Origin of the sequence: Vibrio sp. ABG19, assembly GCF_029962385.1 — a bacterium.
Classification (GTDB): Bacteria; Pseudomonadota; Gammaproteobacteria; order Enterobacterales; family Vibrionaceae; genus Vibrio; species Vibrio ostreae.
This window is the reverse complement of record NZ_CP071707.1, coordinates 177,026-203,589: the sequence shown is the minus strand read 5'-3', so window position 1 is coordinate 203,589 and position 26,564 is coordinate 177,026. Positions and strand designations below refer to the sequence as shown.

Here is a 26,564-nt window from a genome sequence, read left to right as displayed (position 1 = left end):
CTTTTGATTTTCAATACCAATAACGCTTACTTGGCAGGATAGACGACCGGAAAGGCCAGGGTCGGATGCGCAGCGATGACGGCCCGGAAACCATAAACCTGTTGTATGGTCTGTGTGGTGAGCGCCTGCCAGGGCGCGGCATCACACACCAGTTCACCTTCACTCAGCAGCAGCATACGATCAGCATATTGTGCAGCGAGGTTGAGATCATGCAGTACTACAATCACGGCGCACTGTTCTTCGGTTGCCAATTGACGGACGATTTGCAGCGTGTTGTGCTGATGAGCCAAATCCAGTGCCGAAGTGGGCTCGTCGAGCATTAAAATTTTCTGCGATCCGGCCTGATGAAGCTGGGTCAGCACCCGGGCTAAATGCAGGCGCTGTTTCTCTCCTCCGGACAACGATGGATACAGGCGGTGCGCGAGGTGGGCGACATCGGTGACATGCATATAGTGTCTTGCCAGTTCGGTCACTTGTTGACGACTGACACTGAGCGGAATCGCCCCCAGCTCCACCACTTCCTGTGCGGTGAAGGCAAAGCTGAGGCTGCTCGACTGCGGCAGCAGACCAACATGGCGTGCCAGTTCACTTTTATCCCATTGTTGGCGGCGCTGACCAAATACCCGAATCTCTGCTTCGCTGGCCATCTCGCCACTCAGCAGCTTAAGCAGGGTGCTTTTACCGGCACCGTTGGGCCCCAGTAGCGCAATGACCTGGCCACAATCAATATCCACATTAAGATTATTCAGAATAACACGTTGCCCGAATTGAACGTGCAGCCCGCGGGCCTGAATGGCCGGAGTGCTCATCACGACAGTTTTCCTTTTTGTTGAAACAGTAGATAGAGAAAGAAGGGGGCTCCGATCAACGCGGTGACAATACCAATCGGCAGTTCAGCCGGAGCGATAATCTGGCGCGATACCATATCCGCGATGGTTAAGAGCAAAGCGCCGAGTAAGGCCGAAACCGGGACGAGGTTGCGGTGATCCGGGCCAACCAGCATACGCCCTAGATGAGGCACGACCAGGCCGACAAAACCTATCATGCCGACTGCGCTAACGGTCACGCCGACACCAAGGGCAGACAGGACAATCATATTGCGTTTGAGACGTTCAACCTCAATGCCCAGATGACGAGCTTCTGACTCACCAAGCAGCAGCGCATTCAGCGCCAGGGTGTGGCGAGAGGCATAACTGAACAACAGCAGCAATGTCACCGCGCACAGCGCGATATTGGGCCAACTGGCCGCCGCAAATGAGCCCATCGACCAGAGGGACAGATCACGCAGCATTTGATCGTCGGCGACAAAGTTGAGGTAGCCCACGCCTGCTCCTGATAGCGCACTGATGGCAACACCGGCCAGCAGCATCATGGTGACCGAGGTGCCAAGGGAACTGGTGCCAAGGCGATAGACCAGAATAGTCGTCAGAGCTCCGCCGACAAATGCGAACAGAGGCAGCCCTAAAGTATTGAGCCAGGTTGGACTGCTGCTCAGGTTCGCCAGCATGACAATCGCGATGGCAGCCCCAAGCATGGCCCCCGCGGAAACACCGATAATACCTGGCTCTGCCAGCGGATTGCGGAACAATCCCTGCATCACGGTGCCACACAGGGCGAGAATAGCACCGACCAGCATACACAGCACCGTACGCGGAAAGCGGATTTGATGGATCACCATTTGCACATGGTTAGCCACATCACTGGAACTGAGCAGCAGGCTTTTCAGGCTATCGCTGACACTGATGGCCATCGGTCCGACTGTGATTGAATAGACCGCGCTGAATGTCACCAGCAATGTCAGCACCAGCGAGGTCCATGAAAGGGGGATCTGCCTTAACATTGTTGTGCTACTCCTGAGGGTACAAAATAGTTTGCAGACGCTGGGCTTCCTTCAGGCTGTTGAGGCCCAATCCGCCGACCAGTGCGTGCCCGTCAAGGGTAATGATCTGTTTGTTCTGGCCAGCCGGTGTTGCCGCCAGCAGAGGCAGAGATTGCAGAATCGCGTCCGGTCCGCCCAACTTGTCATAGCTGCGCCCGCTGACCAGGATGACATCGGGTTGCATCTGAACCAGAGCTTCCATCGACAGCGGTTTATAACTGCTCACTTCACCGGCTGCAGGATTGGTCGCGCCCGCCAGATTGATGATTTCGTCCGGTACTGTCTGGGTGCCGGCGACATTGGCGGCTCGTCCTTCATGAATCAGCAAAAACAGAACTTTTTTGCGTGCTGATTGTGGTGGCTGGTGGGCCGACAGGTGATCAAGAGTGTGTTGTACGGTTTGTTTGAGCTGGGTGGAATTGGCGGAATGCCCGGTCAGCGCGGCAATTTGATCGATACGCTGCATCAGCCCTTGTGGTGTGACATCGCTGTTAATCACGTCGACTTCAACACCGGCTGCGCGTAATTTGTTTAAGGTCGCCGGTGGCCCCATTTCATCTGAACCAATCAGACGGGTTGGTGCTAAAGATAGAATACCTTCGGCAGATAGCTGGCGATGATAACCGATTTTTGGCAGGGTCAGCATATCTGGCAGGGTACTGGTGACATCAACAGCAACCAACTCTTGCTGGGCGTTGAGAGCCAGCAGCAGTTCCGTGACGCTGGCACCTGCGCTGATAATACGTTGTTCGGCCTGTACGCTATAAGAGAGCAGGGAAAACAGAGTGGCGGCCAGCCAGGCTAAACGTGTGGTGACTTTCATGGCATATCTCATTTTTTGGTTTTGACAGAGAAACTCGGGTTATGTCCCCGTAGCACGACCGGTTGAAAAACCTCTTGCTGCGCAGCACGTGTGGTGTGTTTTACGGCGTTATAGTTCACTTTTACCGGTACGGCGCAAGTATTTAACAAAATGCAAATAAGATCAATTATCAATTGCATTCTCATTTGTGTCGATTTATGCTTTGGCCACTTCTGCACAATGCCTAGTACCTAATGCGTAAGCACAATGCAGGCAAAATGCAGATGGTCAGTTCTGGCCTGTGAATCAGGCAAACATAACGGTCTTGGTGCGCAGGCACCACAAGATCGTCAGCACAGCGGAAACCAACATGGAATCTTTAGCACAACAAGTCGCTCAACTGCTCGAGAGTGAGCCTTCTTTGTTGCCTGCGGCAATTGCCCAACAACTGAATGTTTCTGAGTATGAGGTGGTGAGTGTATTGCCGTCCGGTATGGCGACTATTTTGGATGGCGCACAAGCAGAGTCGGTGCTCACTGATTTGGCCGATTGGGGCCAGGTGACCACAATAGTTCATTCATTTGGATCTATTTTTGAAGTCAAAGCACCGTTGCCAAAAGGGAAAACGGCGCGCGGGTACTACAATTTAATGGGGCGGGAAGGGCAACTGCACGGCCATCTTAAGCTGGATTTGATTGCGCACATTGCTTTGGTCAGCAAACCGTTCAACGGGCGTGAGAGCCACTATTTTGGCTTTTTTACCGAGCAGGGTGACAGCGTATTTAAAGTGTACCTCGGCCGTGATGAGCAACGTCAACTGCTGGCGGATCAGGTCGCACGGTTTAAAGCATTACAACAAAAACAGTGATAGGTTCGGAGAAATATATGAATCAGCAAGTTAAGCAAGAAAGGTTGCAAGGAAGACTGGAGCCGGAAATTCAGGAGTTTCGGCAGGAACGCTGCACTTTGCAGCTGGCAACCGTAGATGGAGAGGGTAAACCGAATGTCAGTTACGCGCCATTCGTGCAGAACCAGGCAGGTTACTTTATTTTAATTTCTCATATTGCCCGCCACGCACGTAATCTCTCCGTCAATCCACAAGTTTCCATCATGATGATTGAAGATGAAGTGACGGCCAAACAGCTGTTTGCCCGTAAGCGTCTGACATTTGATGCTGTGGCTCAGGCGGTAGAACGTGACAGCGTGCTTTGGCTGCAAGTGATCGAGCAGATGGCTGAACGTTTTGGAGAGATCATCGATAACCTCAAACAACTGGACGATTTCACCCTCTACTGCCTGAAACCGGAACAAGGCCTGTTTGTGAAAGGATTCGGTCAGGCTTATCAGGTATCTGGTGATGATCTGGTCGATTTTGTTCACCTCGAACAAGGGCATCGAAAAATCGTCAATCAGTAATGTTATCAGTGAAAAGAAAGGCTGCAGGCGCAGCTTTTTTTGTGCCTGTACGCCAGTCCTGAGTGGGCGACGATGGCTTATTGCTGCGCCATAATGGCGCGACTCAGTCTGCATCATAATGAAGCAAGTGGACCGTTTTGTAACTTGTTTCATGGCACAGCATGGTGGCAGGTTTGTTTATCTCATATTTTTCAGTGCATTACGATAATACATTACGCACCGTTTTGGTGCTTCACCTGGTGTTTGCATCGGTTAACTGCACTCGGGTTGTGCAATGGGCCGGACGCAAGATACCTGACAAAAGACTAAATGACTGCAACGAGTGTCGTTTCATAGCGATCTGTTTTGTTTCAACATGTTAATCCAGAACAGTGTAATAATGTCTCATTTTTGGAACGAGCATTGCATTATCCAGATGAATAACAATAACATGGATGGTGAATTATGCAGTTAACGTTAGAGGAAAAGCGCTGGCTTCCTTGGTTTGGAACGACCGGTAAGTTGGCGATGCGCAAAGCCTGCTTTTTTAACCGCAGTCGCATCTCCTCTTTGCAACAGACTTTTGAAAATATTGCCAACACACGCGTCCAGATACTGACCACCTGGGCTGAAAATGAATGGTCATTTTTACAAGATGCTGCCTTGTATTTAGCCGGTAAACCGCGACACGAATACGGGGAAGCCTTACAAAGGCTACTTAAACGCAGCAGTGACTTTTCCGAACTTTTTCTGGTTTCCCCGCAGGGCATCATTTTTGAATCCACTTATCGGGCTCAGCAGGGAAAAAAGAGCGTTTCTGCCGCCGCACTTGAACTCGGATTAACACAACCTTTTTTGCATGGTCCTTATTGTGATGACGTCACCGAGGCTATCGGCGCCTCAAGCTCATCGTTTCACGATGAGGTGACGCTGATGTTTTATCAGCCGGTGAGCATGGACGGAGAAGTGATCGCCTGTTTATGTGGTCGGGTGCCTAATGATGTGATTGGTGATCTGATTCAACGGGAAGCGGGACATATCTACAGTGAATCGGGAGACAATTACCTGTTTATGGTGCAGTCGCATTTTGACCCATCGATAGCGCCCGGCGTCGCTTTATCCCGCTCCCGCTTTGAAGATAACCGTTTTTCTCATGGCGAAAACCTTAAAGACGGAGTGCATACTCGTTGGGGAACAGTCAAAGTACAGCGTCATACCGAGTTTGAAATCGTGTTTAATGATCCGGCGACCAGACAGCTCCATCCCGGGGTTCGGGAAACCATTCGCAACGGCCAAAACCTGTATGTGGAATATCCCGGCTACTCCGATTACCGTCATATTCCTGTAATCGGCAAAGGAGTGACGTTTACTATGCCGGGATCTTTGGATCGCTGGGGAATGATGTGTGAATCCGATCTGGAAGAGGTCTACCGGCATCGCTCGTTGTCGCAAAAGTTGGATCAGCAGTTTGGGTTAAGTATTTTCGCACCGTTACTGTTGCCGTTTGCGATCAGCTATTGGTATCCGCTGGCGGAATGGCAATTGCTGGTGCTCTCACTGCTGATGGGCACGATTGCCGTTGGCTTGTTTCATCGCATGACCTCGCGCCCGATCGCGAATAATCTGGAAAGTATGACCCAGGTGATGCAGATTTTGGCTGAAGGGGATGGAAACCTGACCCGGCGACTGGATGCGAATCGTTTTAAAGCAGATGAAACCGGCGATCTCGGGCGCTGGACCAACAGCTTTATCGATAGTCTGGAGGCGATTATCAAAGAGTTGGTGTTTGCCAGCCGTGAAGTACAGAGTGTTTCCGGATCGATGCTGCGTCGCAGCCAATTGTTGTTATCCAGCAGCGACACTACCGCTACCTCGATTACCGATATGCTGGCGTTGGCGGGAATCCAAAGCCAGGAGATCAACCGAGCCAACGAAACCGCAACCGAAATGAACCTGCTGATGCAGGCAACCGTGGAAGCGGCGCAGCAGGACTATCAACAGGCAACGGAGAGCGCACAGCAGATCAAAGCGATTGTACAGTCGTCAGCTCAGACGGTGAACGAAGTGAATGACGAGATGCAGAAAATCGGTGGCATCGTGGATTTAATTACCGAGATTACCGCCCAAACGAATTTACTGGCACTCAATGCTGCCATTGAAGCTGCCCGGGCTGGTGAGCATGGGCGGGGATTTTCTGTCGTGGCAGATGAAGTACGGACATTGGCCAGCAAGACTGCACAGGCAGCCAACAATATCGGTGATTTAATGAAAGCATTGCACAACCAGTCACAGCGGGCAGTTCAGTCGATGCAGGAAGGGATCACCAATGTAGAAAACAGCACTCAGGTGGTGGACGATTCGGCCCGTAGCGAACAACTACACCACTCTGCCAGCGGACTATTTACCCTTATTCAGGGCATAGCCCGTAATAGCGAGGAACATCGTCAAACCGCAGACTCGGCCCAGCATACCGTGATTCAGTTACAGGAAGCCTCCTCGCAGCTTTCGCGTCGCACCACTCTGATGCAAAATTCGCTGCAGCGTCTGGATCAGTTAGTTGGTCGTTTCGAAGTCAGTAAAGCCTCCTGAGTACAGTGATAAGCCGGATGGAAACATCCGGCTTTTTTTGGCCTGTGTGCCGATGTCGGTATCGTACTTACTGTTCGTCAAAGCTTTGCTGCGGGGATTTAGTCTCCTTGTTCCACGGCACAGCCAACAAGGTAAAAATCCCGAGAGCGTAGAGCATCGACCAACCAAGGCAGATAAACACCGCGGTACAGAGGATAAGCGCGATACTGGCGAGAACTTTGGCTAAGCCGTTGAGTAGCTTAAATGCTGCAAACATCGCCAGCAGATAGACCAGAACAAAAATACCGTTAGCCAGTTTGAGGAACAGTTCCAGATCCAGCCCGGATAATTCCCTGACCCCGCAAAAAACCAGCAGCACTAAACCGACTATCCAGGTGGCTGTTGCGGGAACGCCGCGTGAGGAAAGCCGCGCCAGAGCACTCTTGGGACGATAGTCGCGCGCTTGTGCCCAAACCATGCGCGCCAGGCTTTGAGTATACAGATTAATACTGGCGAAGCAGGCGAGAAAACCAATCACACTGATAACGCTGGCCATCTGGCGACCAAACAGTTTATCGCTCAGCCACGGAATGGAGGCGCTGTCGAAGTGCGGGCTGCCATACGCCCCAAACTTAAGGATCACCGCTGAGCAAGCCCAGTAAGTGGCACCTGCGACGAAACATCCCACCAGAATGGCGAGCGGAAAATCTCGCTGCGGATTTTTAAATTCTTCCCCCATGTGGGCAAAGGCCTCGATGCCGACAAAACACCAGAACATCACGCCCAGCGCTGCGCCGATTGACCATAGTGATGAGGCGTTTAAGGCTGGCATTACCAGATCTTTGCTGCCGATATCCCCGACCCAGAAAAATGCGGCAACCAGAGTAAAAATGCTGAGGGCAATCAGAGTCTGCAGTCTGCCAGATGACTTACTGCCTGCCAGATTGACCCCAATCAGCAAAGCAACAGTCAGGGTTTGGGCGATCAGCGGCGCATCCAATGGGGCCGGCAGTACGGGTTGCAGAAAACCGGCGGCGAGGGCAATAGCCGGTGGCACACCGACCGGAATAACACTCACGAATAACCAGGCCACTGCGCGCTCTAAACGAGGACTAAATGCCTGACGTACAAAATATGCGGTGCCGCCGGCATTCGGATAGCGTTTACCTAAAGCGGCGAAAGTGAGGGCAATCGGGCAGATAGCCACGAACAGAATCAGCCATGCCCAAAGAGAGAGATGACCTGCAATACCCGCCGCGATGGCCGGGATCATAAACAGACCAGTGCCCATTAATGTGGTGGAGAGTTGTCCGATACCGGATAATAAAGTGATATCTTGTCTGAGTTGCTGCACCGTGTCATTCCCTGAATTTTTTGTTATACCCAAGTCACCGGCCACTTAGTCGAAACCGTGCAGATCACTTGGGTGGAAGCCGCTAGAATACTCGGTTCATCAACAGGATGCAGCAGACAAAGCGCTCGGCTTGACCGTCAAAATGACGGTTTTTAGCGTCGGCAAAGTCACTTTGACGGTTGACTAAGCAACAGGGGAAAAGCAACGGGTGGCCGGATGACGAAAATTGTGTCAAATTAACCACTAATCAACGGGATAAGTTGGCGGCGGCCTGTAGGCCGACCCAGGCGGAAATAATAACAATGGATAAATTTGATAACCAGATCATCACGTTACTGCAGCGCGACGCACGTATGTCAGTCAGTGATATCGCACGAGAAGTGAGTCTGTCCCGCTCGGCGGTGACGGCCCGAATCAAGAAGCTTGAACAAGATAACGTCATTCTGGGCTACCATGCGCAAATCGCCCACCCCGAACACCACAATAATGTCAGCGCCTACTTTGCGTTGAAATTTGATATGTCAGCGGATCTCTATTCGTGCGAAAAGTATGCCGAAAAGTTGTATCGTATCCGCGGGGTGAAATGGTGCCATGCGATCAGTGGGGAAACGGACCTGATGATTTATGTTGAAGCGCAAAGCATGACGCAGCTGAATGCGATTCGTGATGAGCTGCAGCAAAATCCTCAGTTGCGTAATCTCAGAACCCACACGGTACTAAAAGAGATGTTTAACACCACTAAGCAGACGGAATTACCTTAAGTGTTGGCAAGCTTGGACGGCATGGCGGGACTGATGCTGACACTTTTCTCTGATTAATTATTGATAAGGAATTCTCTATGACCTTCACGGTTTGGCTTTCACTGTTTACCATTTGTATTTTAGGGGCGATGTCTCCCGGGCCAAGCCTGGCGATGGTGGCCAAACACAGTCTGGCGGGCGGGCGAAAAAACGGGTTGGCAACGGCCTGGGCCCATGCCTTTGGAATTGGCGTCTATGCGCTGATGACGATTGTTGGTTTGGCCGTGGTATTGCATCAGTCGCCTCTGGTGTTTAAATCCATTAGTTATGCGGGCGCTTTTTATCTGGCTTACCTGGGGTTTAATGCTTTGCGTTCGAAAGGGGGGGTGGCGGCTAAACTGGAGTCCGGCCAGACGGTCAGCGCCTGGCAGTCAGCGAAAGAAGGGCTGATGATTTCGTTACTGAGCCCGAAAATTGCACTGTTCTTTATCGCGTTGTTCAGTCAGTTTGTTGCGGTCGGTCATGACTGGGGCAGCAAAGCGGTGATAGTGGCAACGCCGCTGATTGTGGATGGGTTGTGGTACACCTTGATTACTTTCCTGCTTTCCAGCCCGCGTTTGCTCGATAAATTGCGCGCCAGGGCGGTTGCGATTGATCGCCTCTCCGGACTGGTGCTGATCGCCCTGGCGGTGCGTGTTATTCTTACCGTGTGAAGTCTTTTAGCGGCTAAAATAGTCTGGTCGTGGCGGACATTTTACCGGTGATAAAACGCCGACCCGTGACAAGCCGCTCATAATGAAAATTAGCCTGGTGTAAAATTTAACAGGCCAGCAGTCATCACCGACACAGCGTGTTTATCGCTGCTGGTCGGTAATTTCTTCGAACTCACCTTCAATCACATTAGCGTTATTTTGCGCCGGATTAAACGGGCGACGCTTAAGCTGTTTCTCAATACGCTTGCCGGTGATAATCGCAACCAAGGTCAGCGGGATAGCCAATAACAGACCAAACATGACGGCAAAAAAACCGGTCACCAGCGTTAGAGTGGTAACAATAAATCGCGACATAAGTGGCTCCTTTCTGTTCATGAGTGGCCAGCATAACGCCGCCAAGATGAATTAAACATGAACGCCGATAATACTCTTATCTTGCGATGTTAGTGTGAATAAGCCAGTTCGGAAGACGCCACTTGCTGTACATCGCTATGCTGCGCCAGATAGTCCAGCCATAGTGGTTGCGGCAGCGGTTTTGAGAATAAATAACCCTGAATATAATCCACGCCTAACTGCTGGAGGATGGCAAGTTGCTCCTGAGTTTCCACGCCTTCGACAATGACGCGCATTTTCAGGCTCTCGGCTAACTGCAGCATGGAAATCAGCACGTTGTTCAAGTGGGGTTCATGGCCGAGATTTTTCACAAAAACCTGATCAATTTTTAGAGTATCGAAGTGGAATTGACGCACAAAATTGAGGCCGGAATACCCGGTGCCAAAATCATCAACGAATAAACGCATACCTGAGTGGCTCAAGAGGCGAAAATTACGGTCCACCATATTTTGCTCACTGTCGCTGAAATCACCATTTTCTGTGATTTCAAAAGCGATATTTTTGGCAAAACTGCTGTGGTTAATACAGCGTCCGATGATCTTATCGGTAAACTCCGTCGAGCAAATTAACTCGCGGGCAATATTGACACTGACATATTTATTCTGCATCAGATGCGGATAGTGCTCGTGTAATGCTGTGGCTTGATCGATAACAAAGTCCGTCAGTTGTTCGATAAAGCCCAATCTCTCCGCGAGGGGGATAAATATATTGGGAGGAATAAATCCCTGAGTCGGATGGTTCCAGCGCAGCAACGCTTCACAACCTGCAACGGAACGGTCAGAGCTTTTTACGATTGGCTGAAAATAGACTTCAAACTGTTTGGCTTCCAGCGCATGTAAAATAGAGCTCTCCAGACTTTTCTTCTGAATCACTATCTTGCGTTTATACAGATAGCAGGAGAGCAGAGAGAAGTAAATGCATAGCAGTACCCAGATTTTGCTAAGTAAATAGCTAATATAGGTCTTAACGGTAAAGAAAAACTCTATTTGTAGCGGAAAGATGTCAGAATTGAAGACCATAGATTTAATATAGTCCTGATGGTTCTGGCCTAAAATGTGGTACTGGTAGACTTTAATATCGAATATCAGGTCTTCCTGATTAATGATGCCGTTAATCAATCGGGTCAGGTAACGCGGCGGAATCACCATGCTGATACCATTGAATTGATTGTCGGAGTAGATATATAAGATCGAATTTTGCTTAGTGATCGCTGTTCTGGTGAAAGCCAGTGTCTCATGAGTCGGAGAATGGATAATTCGATCGAAGATGGTGGAGTAGATCTGAACCTGTGAATAGCCTTCGGTACTGGTGCAGTATATCGTTGGCGATCCTTTAAACACGCCAATCTCTTTAGCGTAGTCAGACATAAACACCGTTTGTCTGAGCTCTGGAGCAAGTTGGCTACAACTTTGATCAGCACTGATTAGATTGAGTATGTGTTTGGTCTCTGTGCGGGTTTGTTCGAGAGCATTTTCGATATCTGCGATGGATTGCTTGCCAAGATGAGTGAATAGCCGTTCGCTGTTGTAGAGACAGAATATAGAAAAAATGATCAAAGATAGGCTGATCATAATAATTTGATGTCGTAGGGGCTGGTTATTTAACTTGCCCAGTAACGAACTGAACTTTGTTTGTGCTGAAAACATAGAGTTAATAAATCCATCACTGCGTACTCGACTTATGCGAAGAGTTATGCTGATATTGGCTAACAATGGATGTCAGTCAACAAATTGTCATTGCTGGAAAATTGACAGGCCACAGTATATACATCGAGATGATCTTATATCACTGAAACGCTGTCAATATGTAAAGCCATTTTCTCGCCTAAGTTGTTTTTCAAGTTTTGTCATTGTAATAAACAGTATTCAACAACCCTCTGACGATTGTTATGAATAACTAGTGAGGTCTCTGTCAAATAATTTGTTTTCAACATGATTTGGTATTTATTTTTATCTTTGGATCTGTTTCAACCAGGATGAACTGGCTACGATAAAATAAAACGCCCCGATGAAACGGGGCGTGTGACTTTAATAACGACCTGTTTTGGATTGACGAAGAAGCTATAAGTGAGTAGAAGCAAGGCAAGCTAAACAAGCGTGGGAGATCTCGCATTTTTAGTGATCAGCTATCACCACTGCTTATCATGGTTTTTCAATGCCACTTCGTGCTTCACAAAGGGTCATTTGCTCAAGTTCCACTGAGTTGTCCAAATTACAGTTGTATCAGCCGTCGAGCGAAAGACGTAGATGTGAGTGTTAAAACGAAAACCAAAGGACCAGTTCAACATCTCGCCATCGATGCAACAGGTCTCAAGATTTATGGTGAGGGGAGTGGAAAGTTAAAAAGTATGGCACAGATGGTAAACGCAGAGTGTGGCGCAAGTTACCTCTCGCAGTGGATACGGGCACACACGAAATAATCGCCGAAGAATGGAGTTTATCTACGGTGACTGATGCAGAAGTGCTGCCGCCTGATTTGCTCAACAAACACGTCGGAAAATCCTTGAGTTATCAGGCGATGGCGCTTGTAACACAAGAGATTGCCATAAGGCTATTTACAATAAACGAGCGATCGCGCCCAATCTAACTAGCCCTGCTCAGCTTCGAAAATGAATTACGCAACAAAGCCTTGAACAGCTTCACGCTACACCAGTCTCTTCGCTGATATAGCAAAATCGCAATAAAAAACACTTTTCCAGTGGATTAACCGATGGCGCAAAAAAAGCCGCCCACATCAGGAAGGGCGGCAAGTACGGGGGATACCGTCAGAGGAGAGTGAAACAGAGGGACTTACTGGTTCACCGCCATCCTCAGGATGAATTGTTATTATGTTGTGGAGACGAATATGTTTTCAGATGAATAGCTTACACCTGAGGATAGGTTTTGTAGCGTACACCCATCATCTGTTCCATGCAGTGCACTACCTGGCAGCTGTAGCCGAATTCGTTGTCGTACCATACATACAGGACACAACGATTACCCTGAGCGATGGTTGCTGCGCCGTCAACAACGCCGGCATAGCGTGAACCAACCAGGTCGGTGGAGACAATTTCGGTCGACTCTGTGTAGTCAATTTGTGCGGCGAGTTTTGAGTTCAGAGCCACGTCGCGCAGATAAGCATTTAGCTGTTCTTTATCGGTTTCTTTTGCAAGATTGAGATTTGCGACCGCCATGGATACATTTGGTGTCGGGACACGAATCGAGTTACCCGTTAGCTTACCCGCCAGTTCAGGCAGGGCTTTAGACACGGCTTTTGCTGCTCCGGTTGAGGTCAGTACCATGTTCAGCGATGCTGAACGGCCACGACGCTCACCTTTGTGGAAATTATCAATCAGGTTCTGGTCGTTGGTAAATGAGTGAACGGTTTCAATATGGCCGGATACCACACCATATTTATCGTTCATTGCTTTCAGCACCGGTGTAATGGCATTCGTGGTGCAGCTGGCTGCAGAAATGATAGTATCTTGCGGGGCAATGACAGATTCATTGACACCGAATACGATGTTTTTGATGTCGCCTTTACCCGGTGCCGTCAACAGTACTTTGGCTGCACCTTGTGAATCCAGATGCTGGCCCAGACCTTCTGCATCACGCCACACACCGGTATTATCGACCACCAGAGCATTGTGAATACCATAATGGGTATAGTCGACATCGGCCGGGGAGTTGGCGTAAATAACCTGGATATAGTTACCATTGACGATCAGTGCTTTGTTCTCATCATCAATCACGATGCTGCCATTGAACTGGCCATGTACTGAGTCTCGGCGTAGCAGACTGGCGCGTTTCTCCAGATCGCCCTCTTTACCGCCTCGCACGACAATAGCGCGCAGACGCAACGGGTAGCCAGGGCCACTTTTCTCAATCAGTAAACGCGCCAGCAGGCGGCCGATGCGACCAAAACCATACAGAACCACATCTTTTGGCTCGTTCATCACCGCGCCGTTCAATGCTTGTTGCAGTTCAGTGGCGAGGAAATCGTCCAGACCGTGCGTATCATTATGAGTTTGCCAGAACCGGTGAGCGAGTTGGCCAATATCAATCCGGCTCGGGGAAAGAGCCATCTGGGTCAACTTTTCAACGATTGGCATGGTTTGTTGCAGTGACAGCGCTTCGCCAGTGTAGCGGCGCGCGATGCGATGAGTTTTGATGATGTCGATGGTGGCGGCGTTGATCAGGGTTTTGCCAAACAGGATGATTTCCACCCCTTTGTTACGATAAAGCTGGGCAATCAGGGGGGACATTGATTCAGCAATCGTCTGGCTGGCCTGCCAGTCTTGGAGGTGTTTCTCTGGACTCATTTTTACTCGGGACCTTTTCACGTTTTGTTGAGCTTTACGTTGGCCTGTAGGGGGACAAACGTCAGCAATTTCTACCCACAGTTTTTACTGTGTTTGGTATCGGGGGAGCTTGTTGTTTTTGTGTGGTCAGATTGTAAAGGTCGAAGGGTTATTCTGCTAGTAAAAATAATGGCCAGATTTTAAGCTTATATTTGTACATAAATTAGTGAATTTAGTTGCCTTGATCGGTATTTATGCGTATTGACTTTAACAAAACACACAACTTATTTTGTGGTAATTTAGTTTCATATCTACACTTTTTACTCTCATTGCAGCTTTCATTTCATAAAACTGTAATTTATGTCGCATAACCCCCTTAAAAAGTAAACGAGATAGCGGCTGAAAAAACCTGTACCTCGGTTTCTATGTCACCCATTGGATTCTGGATGCGGGTGAAGTGACCATTGATCATATTTTCTTGACTGGTGATGTATTGCCACTCCGCGTTAAGCGCCACATTAGCGGTAATGTTGTAGCGTAACCCGAGCAGATAGGATTCATTATGGTTGAGTTTACGCCGCTGTCCGTACTGAACATAAGGCTGCCACGGGCCGAACTGGCGAGCGATTCCCAGATACCAGTTGGCATAGAGCGTACGGTCGTAAATGAACTCTGAGAAAACGTGATAATGTGCGAGTGAGTAATTGATGCCGAATGCGAACAGGTCGAGATCATAATGGTCAATGTTAGTGTTGTAGGCAGCAAGATTGGCTTCGCTGGTGATGTAGGTCAAACGATACTGATTCTCCTCCTGATACCAGTCGGCGGTAAAACCAAAAGCAGCATCCGCAGCCAGGGTATAATTGGTGTCATATAAGCGGTAATCGTTGTCACCGGGGACGGCCATAAAGGTCGACAGCCGCAATTGTGACGCGTCACTGACCGCTTTATTCCACTCAAATGATGCTCCGTCATAGTGGGTGATACCGAGCAGGCTGTCATAGACATCGTGCGCCGGACGAATCCACGGATACGCGACGGAAACGTAGTTGTATTCAGACATCATAAACAACGGCAGCCGCAGCCGTCCGACTTTAGCGCTGTATGCTCCCCATGCCGACTCAACATAAGCCCATTCCAGCTCCGGATCGGACAGATGATCCTGTGGTCGCTTAACCGCCTGCACTGAGGCCCGCCAGCGGTTGTTGATGAGCCAGTCGAGCTGCAAGCCGAGCGTCGTGTCGCAATCAAAGCACCAGTCGTCGGCGATTTCTCGATGGACAAAAACCGGCACTTTACTGTCGGAGCGTGTGGCGGACAGGGTGCCAAAACCGCTGAGTCTCAGTTGTTCACCGAGATGAATCTGTGCTGATACCACGGGTGACAAAAGGATTATGCCGAGGAGTGTTGACGCTGTTTTCATAGTGGTTCCTCACTATCAAAGACATAGAGGACAGACAGCTCTTCCCTAAGCCAGGAAACAGGAATATAGGCGATGCCATTCTTATTATGATTAAGCCAGTTAGTCACAGACTGCGGGTTATTCTCCGCCACTTCGGACGGCGCCCGGTTGCGGCCGGAGAACGTCTGGCGGGCCCAGATAGCCTGCATCTGAGCCGGACTTTTGCCCAGTAAGGTGTAATAAAAGCGGTTGCGCAGAGCTGAGCCTTGGGTCAGATCAAGTAATACAATATTGACGTTATCGATATGGCTGACATGACCGCGGTAGATCATTTTGACCTGGCTGCTTTTCAGCTTAGGGAGGGCCTTATTCAGCGTGACGATGGCATAGCTTTCGGCAAGTGCGCAGGCACTGCACAGCAGCAAACAACACGACAGAAGAAATCGGATTCGCTTCACTAAAATGTCTTTCCTTGACCTAACTGACTCAACTTTATTGAAATTATCGGCGCAAACGCAGGGAAGAGTGACTATGTTTAACTGTAGGCTAGGTCTTCTCTTTATCAAGGTGCGGCAATGTTTATTGTTAATCGCTTCTCAATAAAAGCGCGGCTGGTGCTTTTGTGCTTATTACCTATGGTGGTAATAGCTTGGGGAACGTGGACGCTATTTAGTCAGTTTCAGTCACAGTTATTGTCTTATCAAAGTTCGACCCAGAAAGTGACTGCGCTCAATTATGTTGCCAATGCCACGCACTCGTTTTATCACCTATTAAGTCGTCGGCTGAACGATGACCCGCTGGATTTCTACATTGAACAGTTGGAGTCAGAGCTTAGCCAACTGAGTGAATTTTTTGCTCCTTCAGTGACCCGGCTGGTGGCGGCAAATTCCGATCTGTTAATTCGCAATAATATTGCAGAACTGAGAAGTATGGCGCAGGAGGTTCGGACGGCGCCACTCGAAGATGTCAGACAATATGGCACCTGGGCTTTTGATTTAATTTATGAGCTCAATCTCGAAATTCAGAAAACCATTAATCACGACGCTCCGGCAGAGATCCATCATTTAGATACGATTTATGATGAACTCAGTTGGTTTCTGTACTGGATGCAACGTGAAGCCTGGTTTCTACGCGATTTAGCGCGTTCGGAAACGCTGACCAAACAGCAGGTTGGGAAATATTTGCGCATCGCGGAAAATGAACAATTGTATCTGGAGCGCTTTATCGACTCCGGGGCCAGCTCAGTACAGTTGGAACAGATAGTCAAATTGTTTGCTCAGCAGGACTTTAGACAAGGGGCATTAGTGCGGGAAAAAATTCTGCAGCAGGATGTCTCCCCATCTGAGCTGGCCGGTTATGTAAAAACCCTGGATAATCGCCATGCATCGATTCAGAAGCTGTTTGTCGGTTTCTCCGATCATCTCGCCGCGCAGATCGCTCATCGCTCCCAGCAGGATCAGCAGCGTATCATTCTGGTCAGTGTGGTGGTGTTTCTGGTATTTATGTTGCTGTTGTTCCTCGGACTCGGTACTTTCTATCGTATTTCTACCAAGCTGAACCGTATCCTCGATACTATGTGGCGGATGCAGGACAAACGGGATCAGGTTCAGTTGATCGACATTGATGGTAATGATGAGTTTTCCGACTTCGCCACCAATCTCAATCACATCATCGAAGAAGTTCAACTGCATGAAGCTTCTCTGATTCAGGCCAAAGAGGACGCGATTGCGGCTAACCGGGCCAAAAGTTCTTTTCTGGCGAATATGTCCCATGAAATCCGTACTCCGCTCAACGGTATTATTGGTATGACCGAAGTGTTGGGAACGTCAGGGTTGACGGCTAACCAGCAAGATATCTTATCTGACATTGATAGCTCTTCTCAGGCGTTACTCATATTGCTGAATGATATTCTCGATTTGTCCAAAATTGAGGCCGGCAGTCTGACGCTCACCTCGAATCCGTTTAACTTTGCTGAGCTGGTGTATGACACGGTAAACCTGGTGAATCTGCGTGCTGTAACGCAACACGATGAGCTGTCTATACAGCTCGATCCTGCCTTGCCTTTGTTGGTTGTCGCGGATGAATTCAGGGTCAAGCAGATCCTGATGAACCTGCTGTCCAATGCGGTGAAATTCACCAAAGATGGAGAAATAAGTGTTGAAGTCAATTTTCTTGCCGAGGATACACCGCAAATCCGCTGCAGTGTCACGGACAGCGGGCGTGGTATCGCGAAAGACAAGCTGACGACTATTTTTGCTCCGTTCACGCAGGAAGACGACAGTATTACCCGCCATTTTGGCGGCACGGGGCTGGGCTTGGCGATCTGTAAGCAGTTGATTGAAATGATGCGAGGTACATTATCGGTCAACTCGACCAAAGGGTTGGGCAGTAAATTTGAGTTTATCATTCCAGTAGCGTTGCCGGACGAGCAGCCTGAACCGGTTCAGTGCTTGCAGTTCTCGCTACTGGTGGCAAATGGCACCTCATATGTTGCAGCGATTCGCCGCGAGTACCAGCGCCTGGGAACCGAGTGGGCAGAAGCTCAGACAGTGGCTGACCTGACGATGATGGAATTCAGTAAGCCGGTCAGTCATGTGGTCTATTGTCAAAGTCTGACTCAGCGTAGTGAGGGCGATATTGCGTTGTTGCGGCAACGTTTTCCGCACGCCAGTATTATTTTCTGTCAACATCACCTGTTCACCCATCGCAGTCAGGTGGATAACGTGGATGGTTGGGTTACGCTGCCTTTTCTCGGCACTCGTTTTGAACGTCTTCTTGCCAATCAATCCGATGTTGCACCGGGGGCAGTAGATAGAACGGTACTTGAACAAAGTCCTGCCGCTGAGCCAAGCTCAAGTTGCATCCTGATTGTGGAAGACAACCTGATGAATCAGAAAATCGCGACTTTCTTTCTTGAGAAAGCCGGCCTGAGCTATGTGATTGTCAGCAATGGTCAGGAAGCCGTGGATGCCGTCACCCAGGGCGGTAGATTTGCGGCCATTTTGATGGACTGCATGATGCCTGTGATGGATGGATTTACTGCCACACGCCGGATCCGTCAGTGGGAAGAAGAGAATGGTATGGCCAACACACCGATTATCGCCCTGACAGCCAGTGTCCTTGATGAAGACATTGCGCACTGCTTTGAAGCGGGGATGGATGCTTATTTGCCCAAACCTTATAAGTCCAAACAGCTATTTGATATCTTTAACGAACTCGAAGTGGCTTAGTTGCGACCCATTGCAAGTGTTCGAGTCGCCTGCTCGCGCGTAATCAAAGTAATGAATTCTTCTGCTATCAAAGGCGGAGAGTAGTAATAGCCCTGATAGTCGTCACATCCTTCCTCAGCCAGTAGTGACAACTGTTCACGGCTGTTTACCCCTTCTGCGGTGACCACTTTACCGAGATTATGGCCGAGTTGGATGATGGTTCTGACCAGCATATGACCGTGGTGCTCGTCAACACAGTCATCAATGAAAGATTTGTCGATCTTAACTACATCAATGGGCAGTTGTTTTAAGTAATTTAGCGATGAGTAGGCAATACCAAAATCATCGATTGCAATGCGCACGCCAATACGACGTAACTCTTCACAAGTCTGGCTGACGCTTTGTGGCTGTTTCATTAGGGTGGTTTCGGTGATTTCGAGCTGGAGTAACCGGGCATCGAGCTCTGTATCCCGCAGAGTTTGGGAGACGACCTGAAAAATATCGTCATAAAGAAACTGGACTGTAGATACGTTAACGGCAATACAGATATCGTGACCCTGTTGCTGCCAGGCTTTGGCCTGGCGACAGGCAGTCTCAATGACCCAGCGTCCGATCGGAATGATTTGCTGGCTTTTTTCCGCAATTGCCACGAACTGCTCCGGGTTAACCTGACCTAAATCCGGATGGTGCCAGCGTATTAACGCTTCAGCACTCGTCACTCGTCCGCTTACAACGTCGACTTTAGGTTGATACTCCAGATGTAACTGCTGGCGGCTAATCGCCGTGCTCAGTTCACGTTCGAGCTGATAATTACGGATGGTTTCTCCGATTAACTCTTCATCAAAATGCTGTACCAGATTCTTGCCTTTTTGTTTGGCGCGCTGCAGTGCGATATCCACATTACGGCACCAGATATCACTGTCGTACATCGCATCGTCAAACAGCGCCACGCCGATGCTCATTGTCATGCTGTAGTAGCGCTGATTGAGAAAAAATGCCTGGCTGCAGGTGGCGAGAATACGGTGTGCGACCTGATCGGCTTTGGCCCGGATGTGTTGGTCACCTTTTATAATGAGCGCGAACTCGTCGCCACTGAGACGGTACAACTGGTCACAGCCAAGATTCAGCTGGTTCAGACGTTGCGCCAGCCCTATGAGCAGTATATCGCCTTGATGGTGGCCCAAAGTATCGTTAATCAGTTTGAAATCATCAATATCCAGCTGCAACAACGCATAATGCTGGTCGCTGTTATATTGGGATTCCAGACGCTTGGTGTCATTTAAAAACGCGGCACGGTTGGCAAGGCGGGTAAGAAAATCGGTCAGACTGTCGCGTCGATAGCGTTCGATCTGAGACTGCAGTTTGTGTTTGTAGTGCACGCCGAGCGTTGCCAGTATTGAAATAGAGACAAGCTCTATCGCATCCAATAAGTAGTCACCGAAATTCGCCGAATTGAAAGAGTGATGAGATAAGCTGGATATGACCAAAAGCAGCGCGGCGCTGATTGGCCACAGGGTGCCCGGAAACAGAATCAAATAGCTTAGAGGGATCAGGATAAAGGTTTCCTGAAGCGCGGCAGATGGCGATAGCTGGCTTGCCAGGGTGACACAGCCCAGAGCCGCGAGTGCTGCCAGCATCTTGAGCTTTGCGTTCGCACTGATAAAAGCCAGTAACAGGCACAGCGGATAGGCATACAGATAAGGTGCCACTGTTTGGGGCACCACCAACAATGAATAACTGACAATAGTGACGGCAACAAGATAAAACAGAGGCAATACGCCCCGTAATAGCGATCTTGAGACGGTCTGACTGGTTGCAGATAACATGTAAGTTCCTGTGAGTAATTCTGCCTTGGCGCGACATTTGTCTCGATTCCAGGCGCGTTGTGACAACAAGATGACGGCGAGCGCCAAAGGTGATGCAACATTTTACTTGGAGTGTAATTCAGGAATAGCGAATGTAAGTCAATATATTGACAGCTTTGGCTGAAACCTAGTGCTAGTCTCATTTGGGAGACGGTCTAACGGCCGGTGTTCAGAATAATCGCTTGAGCGCGAGAGTTTTTCAGCGCAAAAAATAAGCTCTCCGTGTGGAGAGCTTACTGATTCATGATGACGCCGGACAAAACCTTATGAGGGCAGGCGAATCTCTGTAATCGAGCTGAGTTCTTCAATTGGCAGCCAGTTTACTTTTACGCCTGCCTGAAGAAACATGTCCTGGCTGACTTGGATCTTGTCACCCCAGCGGGACAAAAAGTCCTCTGATTGTTCCGGACAGTGCACGGCAGCGATTCCTGTCTGGATTATTTTTGCCGCACAGTTCGGGCACGGAAAGTGAGTGACATAGATTTCACAACCGTCGAGATCCCGTTTCGCGAACAAAATAGCATTTTCTTCTGCATGCAATGTCTTGAGATATTTCATATCGCGGTCATCGGTGTTTGCGCTGTCTGAAATACCGTGTGGGTAGCCGTTAAAGCCGACCGAAACGATGCGGTTTTGTTTCGTGATCACCGCTCCGACCTGAGTCGAAGGGTCTTTACTCCAGGAACCAACGAGTTCTGCCATTTGGTAAAAGCGTTGTGCCCATTTAGAAATCATTGTGTGGTTTCCTCACCTGAATCGTTATTGGTAGTCACGTAGGTTATTTATGTGACTAATATCCTTAATTTAACTGAATGAGTCTAGAAAAAATACGTGCTCACAAGGTCAAGATGGGTAATTGCTGGCTTATTGTGCGCTTTATGATTGGTTTCCGCGCATTAATAGTGAGATCCAAATCAACTTTTATTCGGGGGCGACTTTAGTACCGATTGACCATTTTAGGATTGGCTTTGTGCGAGATCTCTTACATGTCATGTAAGATTTTAGCTGTTAATTCGTAAGGTAAGTGAGATGCTGTAAATGTAAGTAATTGTTTGTTATAGATTAGTTTTTAACTGATACCGATTCTCAGCTGGAAGGGCTGTTTTTAGCGCTTGCTCAAATTGGCCGATATCGTAATCTCAAGTTGTCAGCAGGATGCAGACATGGAACAGGAAAGACCCAGGGATAGGTCATCTTCAGGATGAAGATTCGGTTATTCAGGATGAATGATCGGCATGGATAGCAAAGGACATGAGCTGGATGCGACGTAACCAGGATGGTTATGAAGGAAGGTTTATGGACGGCTTGAAGGACATAAGCGTATGTCTGTCAGGATGACAGAGTCAGGGACACCGCTAGGACGGCGATGAAACGGAATGCGCTGAAGGACACAGCAAACTATCAAGGAATTGATGCAGGGAGCACCTCTAGTAGCCGGATTGCTGCGAGTAAGAACTGAACCCCACCAGGCGCGAGCTTGGTGGGGTTTTCTTTTATGGGCTGATAATAAGCTGACATTGGTGCGCTGAGTTTATGGCAAGTTACATCGCACGCAATCATCGTTATCTCAACGATGCAAATTGTCTTGTTGATGGCAATAGTCTGGTCGATGAAAACAGTATTATGAGTTAAACAGTGTCGTCAGTTAAATAGTGTCGTTGGTTAATAAATAGTGTTGTTGGTTAATAAATAGTGTTGTCGGTTAAATAGTGTGGTGAGTGTGGAAAAAACCTCTGAGTTGTTAGTCAAGACCCTGCAACAGCATCCTGAAACCTACCTTTCGATTGGAGAATTGCTGGAATCGCTCAAACGGCGTTCTTATGGCGCGCTGTTAATCATGTTGAGTCTGGCCGGATTAATTCCCGGCATTTCATTTTTCGCCGGATTTGCCATTTTTTTGCTGGGTCTGCAAATCATTGTTGGCTTCCAGTCCCCGCGCCTGCCAAAACTAGTCCAGCGCCGTCGTCTTAACCGTCATAAAACCCTGCGTTTTATCGAAGAGATGCGGCCTTGGCTGGAGCGGGTAGAGCAATACATCAAACCGCGTTGGGAACCTCTGTCTAACTCAATGGCGCGACGCGTTGTTGGCGTGGTCATTTGTCTGCTATCTGTTGTCGCAGTGATGCCACTGCCTTTTGTGAACTTTCCCCCTAATATCGCGATTATCTTGTTTGCGTTGGGTATCATTGAGCGTGACGGTTTGTTCATGCTGATTGGTGGCGTGCTGAGCGTCTTCGCTGTGTGGGTGGGATATCTGTTAATGCGTATAGCACTCAACTCGCTGATGTTGGTATTATAAGGCGTGTTAACGCAAAAGAAGTGATAGTAACTATGGAAGCACAAGTTAAGTGGGTTGAGGATTTTAAATTTATTGGTGAATCTCAGTCCGGCCATTGTGTGGTGATGGATGGTAACGGCGGTGCGACTGCGCCAAGCCCGATGGAAATGGTGTTGATGGCTGCTGGTGGTTGCAGCTCGGTTGATGTGGTTGATGGCCTTAAATCTGCCCAGCAACAAGTACACAGCTGCATTGCAAAACTGACTACTGAGCGTCGTGATACGGCGCCGCGTCTGTTTACCAAAGTCAATATTCACTTTGTGATCTCCGGCCTGCAACTTGATGAGTCGGTGGTTGAAAAAGTCACCGCGGATTCTCTGCAAAAATACTGCTCGGTATGTCTGATGCTGGGCGCCGGAGTGGAAATGACTCATAGCTGGGAAATTTGCTGATCGGAAGCGTTCCTTAAAAGAAGCAGTGCTTAAAAATGAAAAACCGGGTCAAAGCCCGGTTTTTTCGTTCCTCAAATTCAGTGCTTTGACTATGTTTAGCGCACGTTTGGTAAATCTATCATTACTAGTATGGTCGTCAAAGGTCACATCACTGAGTGGTATGCCGATCAGGGGTACGGTTACGTCACTCCTGAGCAGCATGCCCTGCGTATCAAGTTTTACCGACAGGATGTGTCCCCCTCGGTCAATTCTAAACAGGGAAAGCTAACCTGCGAGTTTTTCTCTTTTTTCCGTACGCAATCCGGGTACCCTTGCAGTCATAACATGAAACATGAGGTGCCCGATGAAAGAATTAGAAAAGATGATTGCCGGTGAGGTTTTCGATGCTAACGATGCAGCTATCGCGACTTTACGTCAGCGAGCGACCGAGCTGAAAGTTGAGATCAATCAGAGTGTGTGTGATGTTGAGCGGCACAAGTTGCAAACAGAACTGTTTGCTGCGTTTGGTGCCGACAGCATTGTCCAGCCACCGTTTTACTGTGAATTTGGTAAGACGATTACGATTGGTAGCCGAACTTTTATCAACATGAATGTGACCATGTTGGATAATGCACCTATCAAGATTGGTAATCATGTGCTTATCGGTCCTAACAGCCAGTTTTATACCCCTTCTCACTCTCTTGATTATCGACATCGCCGTGAATGGGAGGCGTTCAGTCAACCGATTGTGGTCGAAGACGATGTCTGGATTGGCGGCAACGTCGTCATTAATCAGGGAGTGACGATTGGTGCCCGGTCTGTGGTGGCGGCCAATTCTGTGGTCAATCATGATGTGCCGCCGGATACTCTGGTTGGTGGTACACCTGCGCGTATCATTCGTTACCTTAATAGTGGTAGGGATACTTCTCTGTGCTGAAAATTTCAGTTAAAGTTCGTTCTCTTTTCTGATTACTTTTCCGGAGCCTGTTTTGGCACTGCACAGATGTACCGTTTACGGTGTTGCAGCCATATTGTTATGGAGTTGCGTTGCGGGTTTAGTTCGTATGGTCGCGGAGCAGTTCAGCCCGACTGGCGGGGCTGCCCTGATTTATACGGTTGCCAGCGTGTTTCTGGTTGGTGTGATGGGGATCCCCCGCATTAATCGTTTCTCCTTGCGCTATCTCATTATCGGCGGGGCGCTGTTTGTCAGCTACGAGATTTGCCTTGCTCTGGCTTTGGGGATGGCACACTCTCGTCATCAGGCGTTGGAAATGTCGGTGATTAACTACCTGTGGCCAGCATTGACCGTACTGCTTACCGTTATCTCCAGTCGGCAGCCTGTCAGCCGTTGGGTTTATCCATGTATTCTGGTCGCTTTTCTCGGCGTTGCCTGGGCGATATCAGGTGATAGCGGTTTATCGCTGAAGCAAATTGCCGGCAATGTGTCGGGTAATCCGCTGGCGTATACCATGGCGGCGCTGGGCGCAGTTATCTGGGCGGTGTATTGCAACGTCACCCGGGTGATTGCCAATGGTCAGAATGCAGTCACTCTGTTTTTCATTGCTACCGCGGTGACCCTTTGGGTGAAATATGTGTCAGGAGATGAACCAGCGCTACAGTTCACCGTGCCGTCCGCTGTGACGCTTGTACTCACAGCTGTGGTGATGGGCAGCGGCTATGCACTTTGGAATCAGGCGATTCTGGCCGGTAATATGTTGCTGTTGGCGACCTTGTCTTATTTTACCCCGGTATTTTCGACTCTCTTTTCCTGCCTGATTCTTGGTGTGGTGCTGGGCAGCCATTTCTGGCAAGGAGTGGTGATGGTGACGCTGGCATCTTTAGTCTGCTGGTGGGTGACACGTCATAGTTCATCGGCGAAGCAGCCAGGAGTATCCCCAACTCAGAGAACGGTTTAGCGATCGCTGCGGTTAACTTGTCACGGCCTGGGGTTCTGGACATGACAAAAGCGACGTGGTTTGGCACGTCGCTTTCTATTTGCTTGCTTGGTTAACTCTCATTAACCGAACGTTGGCCTGGCTAACCTCAAGTGGCGATCTCAAGTAGCAATGTTGACTGTGATTTGCAGTTTCAGCGGCAGCTTGGCCAGACGTTTCTTAATGGTTTCTCGCGTCTGTTCAATATCTTCCAGCAGAATCATTTCACTGCTGTCCGGGTAAATATCAACGTCGACCCAAAGTTCACGACCTACTTTGGTCACACCGGCCAGTTCAATCTCCTGATCGGACTCTTTACCGGCATCAAACACGCTTTGGTCAACGGTTTGACAAATCTCTTTACTCGGCGCCATCAGGAAGATTTCGCGCAGCGCAGAAGTCAGCATTTGGAACGGTACTTTGATGAAGTAAAATGACATCGCTAACATCATCATCGGGTCTGCATACACAGCGTAAGGTGCCAAAGGCGTTAATGAAATTCCCCAGGCAATGACGAAGCCTGCGGTGACTGCAACACTCAGCATGGCATCCATCTGCCACTGCTTCACTTCAGCATCGATAAGGCCAGAAGTACGGCGTTTATTCAGTGCTGCCATGTACCACCATGCAAATCCACAACCAATAACGTTGATGGCACCGAATGCAGTGGCAATAGACGCATCAACTTCGCGCCCGCCGGTGAACATGGCCCCAATCGCAGAGTAAAGCGAGTAGCCCACCACCAGCAGAATAACGGCACCTTTAACCGCAATCACGGCAGGTTCTAGCACCGCGCGTCCAAACGGAAATCGTTCATCAGACGGTTTCATAATGTAACGTGATGTCGCGAGTGACAATAATGTTAACAGCAGGCTGACCAGTGAATAAACACCATCAAACATAATCACCAGTGAGCCGACGAGCAGACCAATCACTAACCCGCCGCCTGCAAAAAGGGATGCAAAAAGGGCAGAGAGGGTCAGGACACGCTTTTCGTTATAAGTTGTTCGAGCACACATTTGATTTATACCTGTAAGAAACTGACGTTATTCTCGCCTAAAGCGGGCCTTTTACAACGACGATTTGTACTTTTGGTTGGTTGGTGTTTAACCGATTTTGCTTTTGTTTAATAAAATCATAGAGATAGAATGTATTTTTGCTGTCAGTAATATTGACACTGAGTGGCATGTCGCCCTGTTGAGCGGAATAGACAGCGCGTCAGTCAGACTGCTAATGCGCAGCCCAAGGCCAATTCAACGTTGAGCTGCATGTTATCAGTGGCATGAAGAAAGGGGGACTGATGCGATGGTGAACATTGGAGC

General features: G+C 49.0%; 22 protein-coding genes and 1 pseudogene. 11 read left to right on the top strand and 12 right to left on the bottom strand.

What is annotated here, in order from left to right; translation table 11 throughout:
* Nucleotides 1-26: 26 nt before the first annotated feature.
* Genes J0X00_RS00900 through J0X00_RS00890 form a run of 3 tightly spaced genes read right to left on the bottom strand, consistent with a single transcriptional unit; the run spans nucleotide 27 to nucleotide 2,702 of the window.
* The gene (locus J0X00_RS00900) at nucleotides 27-809 is read right to left on the bottom strand and encodes a heme ABC transporter ATP-binding protein (RefSeq protein WP_282477012.1); all 783 of its coding nucleotides are present in this window, start codon (nucleotides 807-809) and stop codon (nucleotides 27-29) included.
* Nucleotides 809-1,840, bottom strand: a complete 1,032-nt coding sequence (locus tag J0X00_RS00895; RefSeq protein WP_282476765.1) for an iron ABC transporter permease — start codon at nucleotides 1,838-1,840, stop codon at nucleotides 809-811. Before J0X00_RS00895 ends, J0X00_RS00900 begins: the two co-directional genes overlap by 1 nt.
* Before the next feature lie 7 nt (nucleotides 1,841-1,847).
* Complete coding sequence (locus J0X00_RS00890; RefSeq protein WP_282476764.1) at nucleotides 1,848-2,702, bottom strand: ABC transporter substrate-binding protein; 855 nt, start codon at nucleotides 2,700-2,702, stop codon at nucleotides 1,848-1,850.
* Between the two features lie 349 nt (nucleotides 2,703-3,051).
* Here J0X00_RS00890 and hutX point away from each other — a divergent pair, with 349 nt between their 5' ends.
* From hutX to J0X00_RS00875, 3 genes are all read left to right on the top strand, one after another.
* On the top strand, nucleotides 3,052-3,549 hold the full coding sequence (hutX, locus tag J0X00_RS00885) for a heme utilization cystosolic carrier protein HutX (RefSeq protein ID WP_136483820.1): 498 nt from the start codon (nucleotides 3,052-3,054) through the stop codon (nucleotides 3,547-3,549).
* A gap of 17 nt (nucleotides 3,550-3,566) precedes the next feature.
* A complete protein-coding gene (gene hutZ / locus J0X00_RS00880) occupies nucleotides 3,567-4,097 on the top strand; it encodes a heme utilization protein HutZ (protein WP_282476763.1) in 531 nt (176 codons plus the stop codon).
* Between the two features lie 444 nt (nucleotides 4,098-4,541).
* Entirely contained in the window at nucleotides 4,542-6,665 is a 2,124-nt protein-coding gene (locus J0X00_RS00875) for a methyl-accepting chemotaxis protein (protein ID WP_282476762.1), read from the top strand.
* 67 nt (nucleotides 6,666-6,732) lie between these two features.
* On the opposite strand, the gene yjeH is transcribed toward J0X00_RS00875, so the two are convergent.
* Nucleotides 6,733-7,998, bottom strand: a complete 1,266-nt coding sequence (gene yjeH / locus J0X00_RS00870) for an L-methionine/branched-chain amino acid transporter (RefSeq protein WP_282476761.1) — start codon at nucleotides 7,996-7,998, stop codon at nucleotides 6,733-6,735.
* Between the two features lie 302 nt (nucleotides 7,999-8,300).
* Here yjeH and J0X00_RS00865 point away from each other — a divergent pair, with 302 nt between their 5' ends.
* Together J0X00_RS00865 and J0X00_RS00860 are read left to right on the top strand one after the other, a co-directional pair.
* Entirely contained in the window at nucleotides 8,301-8,759 is a 459-nt protein-coding gene (locus J0X00_RS00865; RefSeq protein ID WP_282476760.1) for an Lrp/AsnC family transcriptional regulator, read from the top strand.
* Nucleotides 8,760-8,836: 77 nt separating this feature from the next.
* Nucleotides 8,837-9,451, top strand: a complete 615-nt coding sequence (locus tag J0X00_RS00860; RefSeq protein ID WP_136483825.1) for a LysE family translocator — start codon at nucleotides 8,837-8,839, stop codon at nucleotides 9,449-9,451.
* A 141-nt stretch (nucleotides 9,452-9,592) separates the two neighbouring features.
* Here J0X00_RS00860 and J0X00_RS00855 read toward each other — a convergent pair whose 3' ends face one another.
* Both J0X00_RS00855 and J0X00_RS00850 read right to left on the bottom strand, forming a co-directional pair.
* Nucleotides 9,593-9,805, bottom strand: a complete 213-nt coding sequence (locus tag J0X00_RS00855; protein WP_218561522.1) for a hypothetical protein — start codon at nucleotides 9,803-9,805, stop codon at nucleotides 9,593-9,595.
* An 89-nt stretch (nucleotides 9,806-9,894) separates the two neighbouring features.
* Nucleotides 9,895-11,415: an EAL domain-containing protein gene (locus J0X00_RS00850; protein WP_282476759.1), complete on the bottom strand. Its 1,521-nt coding sequence runs from the start codon at nucleotides 11,413-11,415 to the stop codon at nucleotides 9,895-9,897.
* 470 nt (nucleotides 11,416-11,885) lie between these two features.
* Between J0X00_RS00850 and J0X00_RS00845 the strand changes: the two are divergent.
* A pseudogene (locus tag J0X00_RS00845) lies at nucleotides 11,886-12,420 on the top strand (transposase); the annotation flags it as partial.
* A 287-nt stretch (nucleotides 12,421-12,707) separates the two neighbouring features.
* On the opposite strand, the gene J0X00_RS00840 reads toward J0X00_RS00845, so the two are convergent.
* The 3 genes from J0X00_RS00840 to J0X00_RS00830 form a co-directional block, all read right to left on the bottom strand.
* Entirely contained in the window at nucleotides 12,708-14,144 is a 1,437-nt protein-coding gene (locus J0X00_RS00840; RefSeq protein WP_136483829.1) for a glyceraldehyde-3-phosphate dehydrogenase, read from the bottom strand.
* Nucleotides 14,145-14,499: 355 nt separating this feature from the next.
* Nucleotides 14,500-15,546, bottom strand: coding sequence for a sulfate ABC transporter permease (locus tag J0X00_RS00835; RefSeq protein ID WP_282476758.1), 1,047 nt, complete (start codon nucleotides 15,544-15,546; stop codon nucleotides 14,500-14,502).
* Complete coding sequence (locus J0X00_RS00830; RefSeq protein WP_240798134.1) at nucleotides 15,543-15,983, bottom strand: hypothetical protein; 441 nt, start codon at nucleotides 15,981-15,983, stop codon at nucleotides 15,543-15,545. The genes J0X00_RS00835 and J0X00_RS00830 overlap by 4 nt, the downstream gene beginning before the upstream one ends.
* 117 nt (nucleotides 15,984-16,100) lie before the next feature.
* Between J0X00_RS00830 and J0X00_RS00825 the strand changes: the two genes are divergently transcribed.
* Nucleotides 16,101-18,755 carry an ATP-binding protein gene (locus tag J0X00_RS00825; protein WP_282476757.1) on the top strand — a complete coding sequence of 885 codons (2,655 nt, stop codon included), beginning with the start codon at nucleotides 16,101-16,103 and terminating at the stop codon, nucleotides 18,753-18,755.
* Here J0X00_RS00825 and J0X00_RS00820 read toward each other — a convergent pair.
* Together J0X00_RS00820 and J0X00_RS00815 are read right to left on the bottom strand one after the other, a co-directional pair.
* Entirely contained in the window at nucleotides 18,752-20,560 is a 1,809-nt protein-coding gene (locus J0X00_RS00820; protein WP_282476756.1) for a bifunctional diguanylate cyclase/phosphodiesterase, read from the bottom strand. The genes J0X00_RS00825 and J0X00_RS00820 overlap by 4 nt on opposite strands.
* A 303-nt stretch (nucleotides 20,561-20,863) precedes the next feature.
* The gene (locus J0X00_RS00815; RefSeq protein ID WP_136483833.1) at nucleotides 20,864-21,334 is read right to left on the bottom strand and encodes a cytidine/deoxycytidylate deaminase family protein; all 471 of its coding nucleotides are present in this window, start codon (nucleotides 21,332-21,334) and stop codon (nucleotides 20,864-20,866) included.
* A gap of 985 nt (nucleotides 21,335-22,319) precedes the next feature.
* On the opposite strand from J0X00_RS00815, the gene J0X00_RS00810 reads away from it, so the two are divergent.
* The 4 genes from J0X00_RS00810 to yddG all read left to right on the top strand — a co-directional run bounded on the left by J0X00_RS00810 (nucleotide 22,320) and on the right by yddG (nucleotide 25,224).
* Nucleotides 22,320-22,898 (top strand): exopolysaccharide biosynthesis protein, encoded by a 579-nt coding sequence (locus J0X00_RS00810; RefSeq protein WP_240798135.1) that lies wholly within the window; start codon nucleotides 22,320-22,322, stop codon nucleotides 22,896-22,898.
* A 32-nt stretch (nucleotides 22,899-22,930) separates the two neighbouring features.
* Entirely contained in the window at nucleotides 22,931-23,329 is a 399-nt protein-coding gene (locus tag J0X00_RS00805) for an OsmC family protein (protein WP_282476755.1), read from the top strand.
* A gap of 343 nt (nucleotides 23,330-23,672) precedes the next feature.
* Nucleotides 23,673-24,245, top strand: coding sequence for a sugar O-acetyltransferase (locus tag J0X00_RS00800; RefSeq protein ID WP_282476754.1), 573 nt, complete (start codon nucleotides 23,673-23,675; stop codon nucleotides 24,243-24,245).
* 52 nt (nucleotides 24,246-24,297) lie between these two features.
* Nucleotides 24,298-25,224 (top strand): aromatic amino acid DMT transporter YddG, encoded by a 927-nt coding sequence (yddG, locus tag J0X00_RS00795; RefSeq protein ID WP_282476753.1) that lies wholly within the window; start codon nucleotides 24,298-24,300, stop codon nucleotides 25,222-25,224.
* A gap of 140 nt (nucleotides 25,225-25,364) precedes the next feature.
* Here yddG and J0X00_RS00790 read toward each other — a convergent pair whose 3' ends face one another.
* Nucleotides 25,365-26,261, bottom strand: a complete 897-nt coding sequence (locus J0X00_RS00790) for a cation diffusion facilitator family transporter (protein WP_218561514.1) — start codon at nucleotides 26,259-26,261, stop codon at nucleotides 25,365-25,367.
* Between the last annotated feature and the right edge of the window lie 303 nt (nucleotides 26,262-26,564).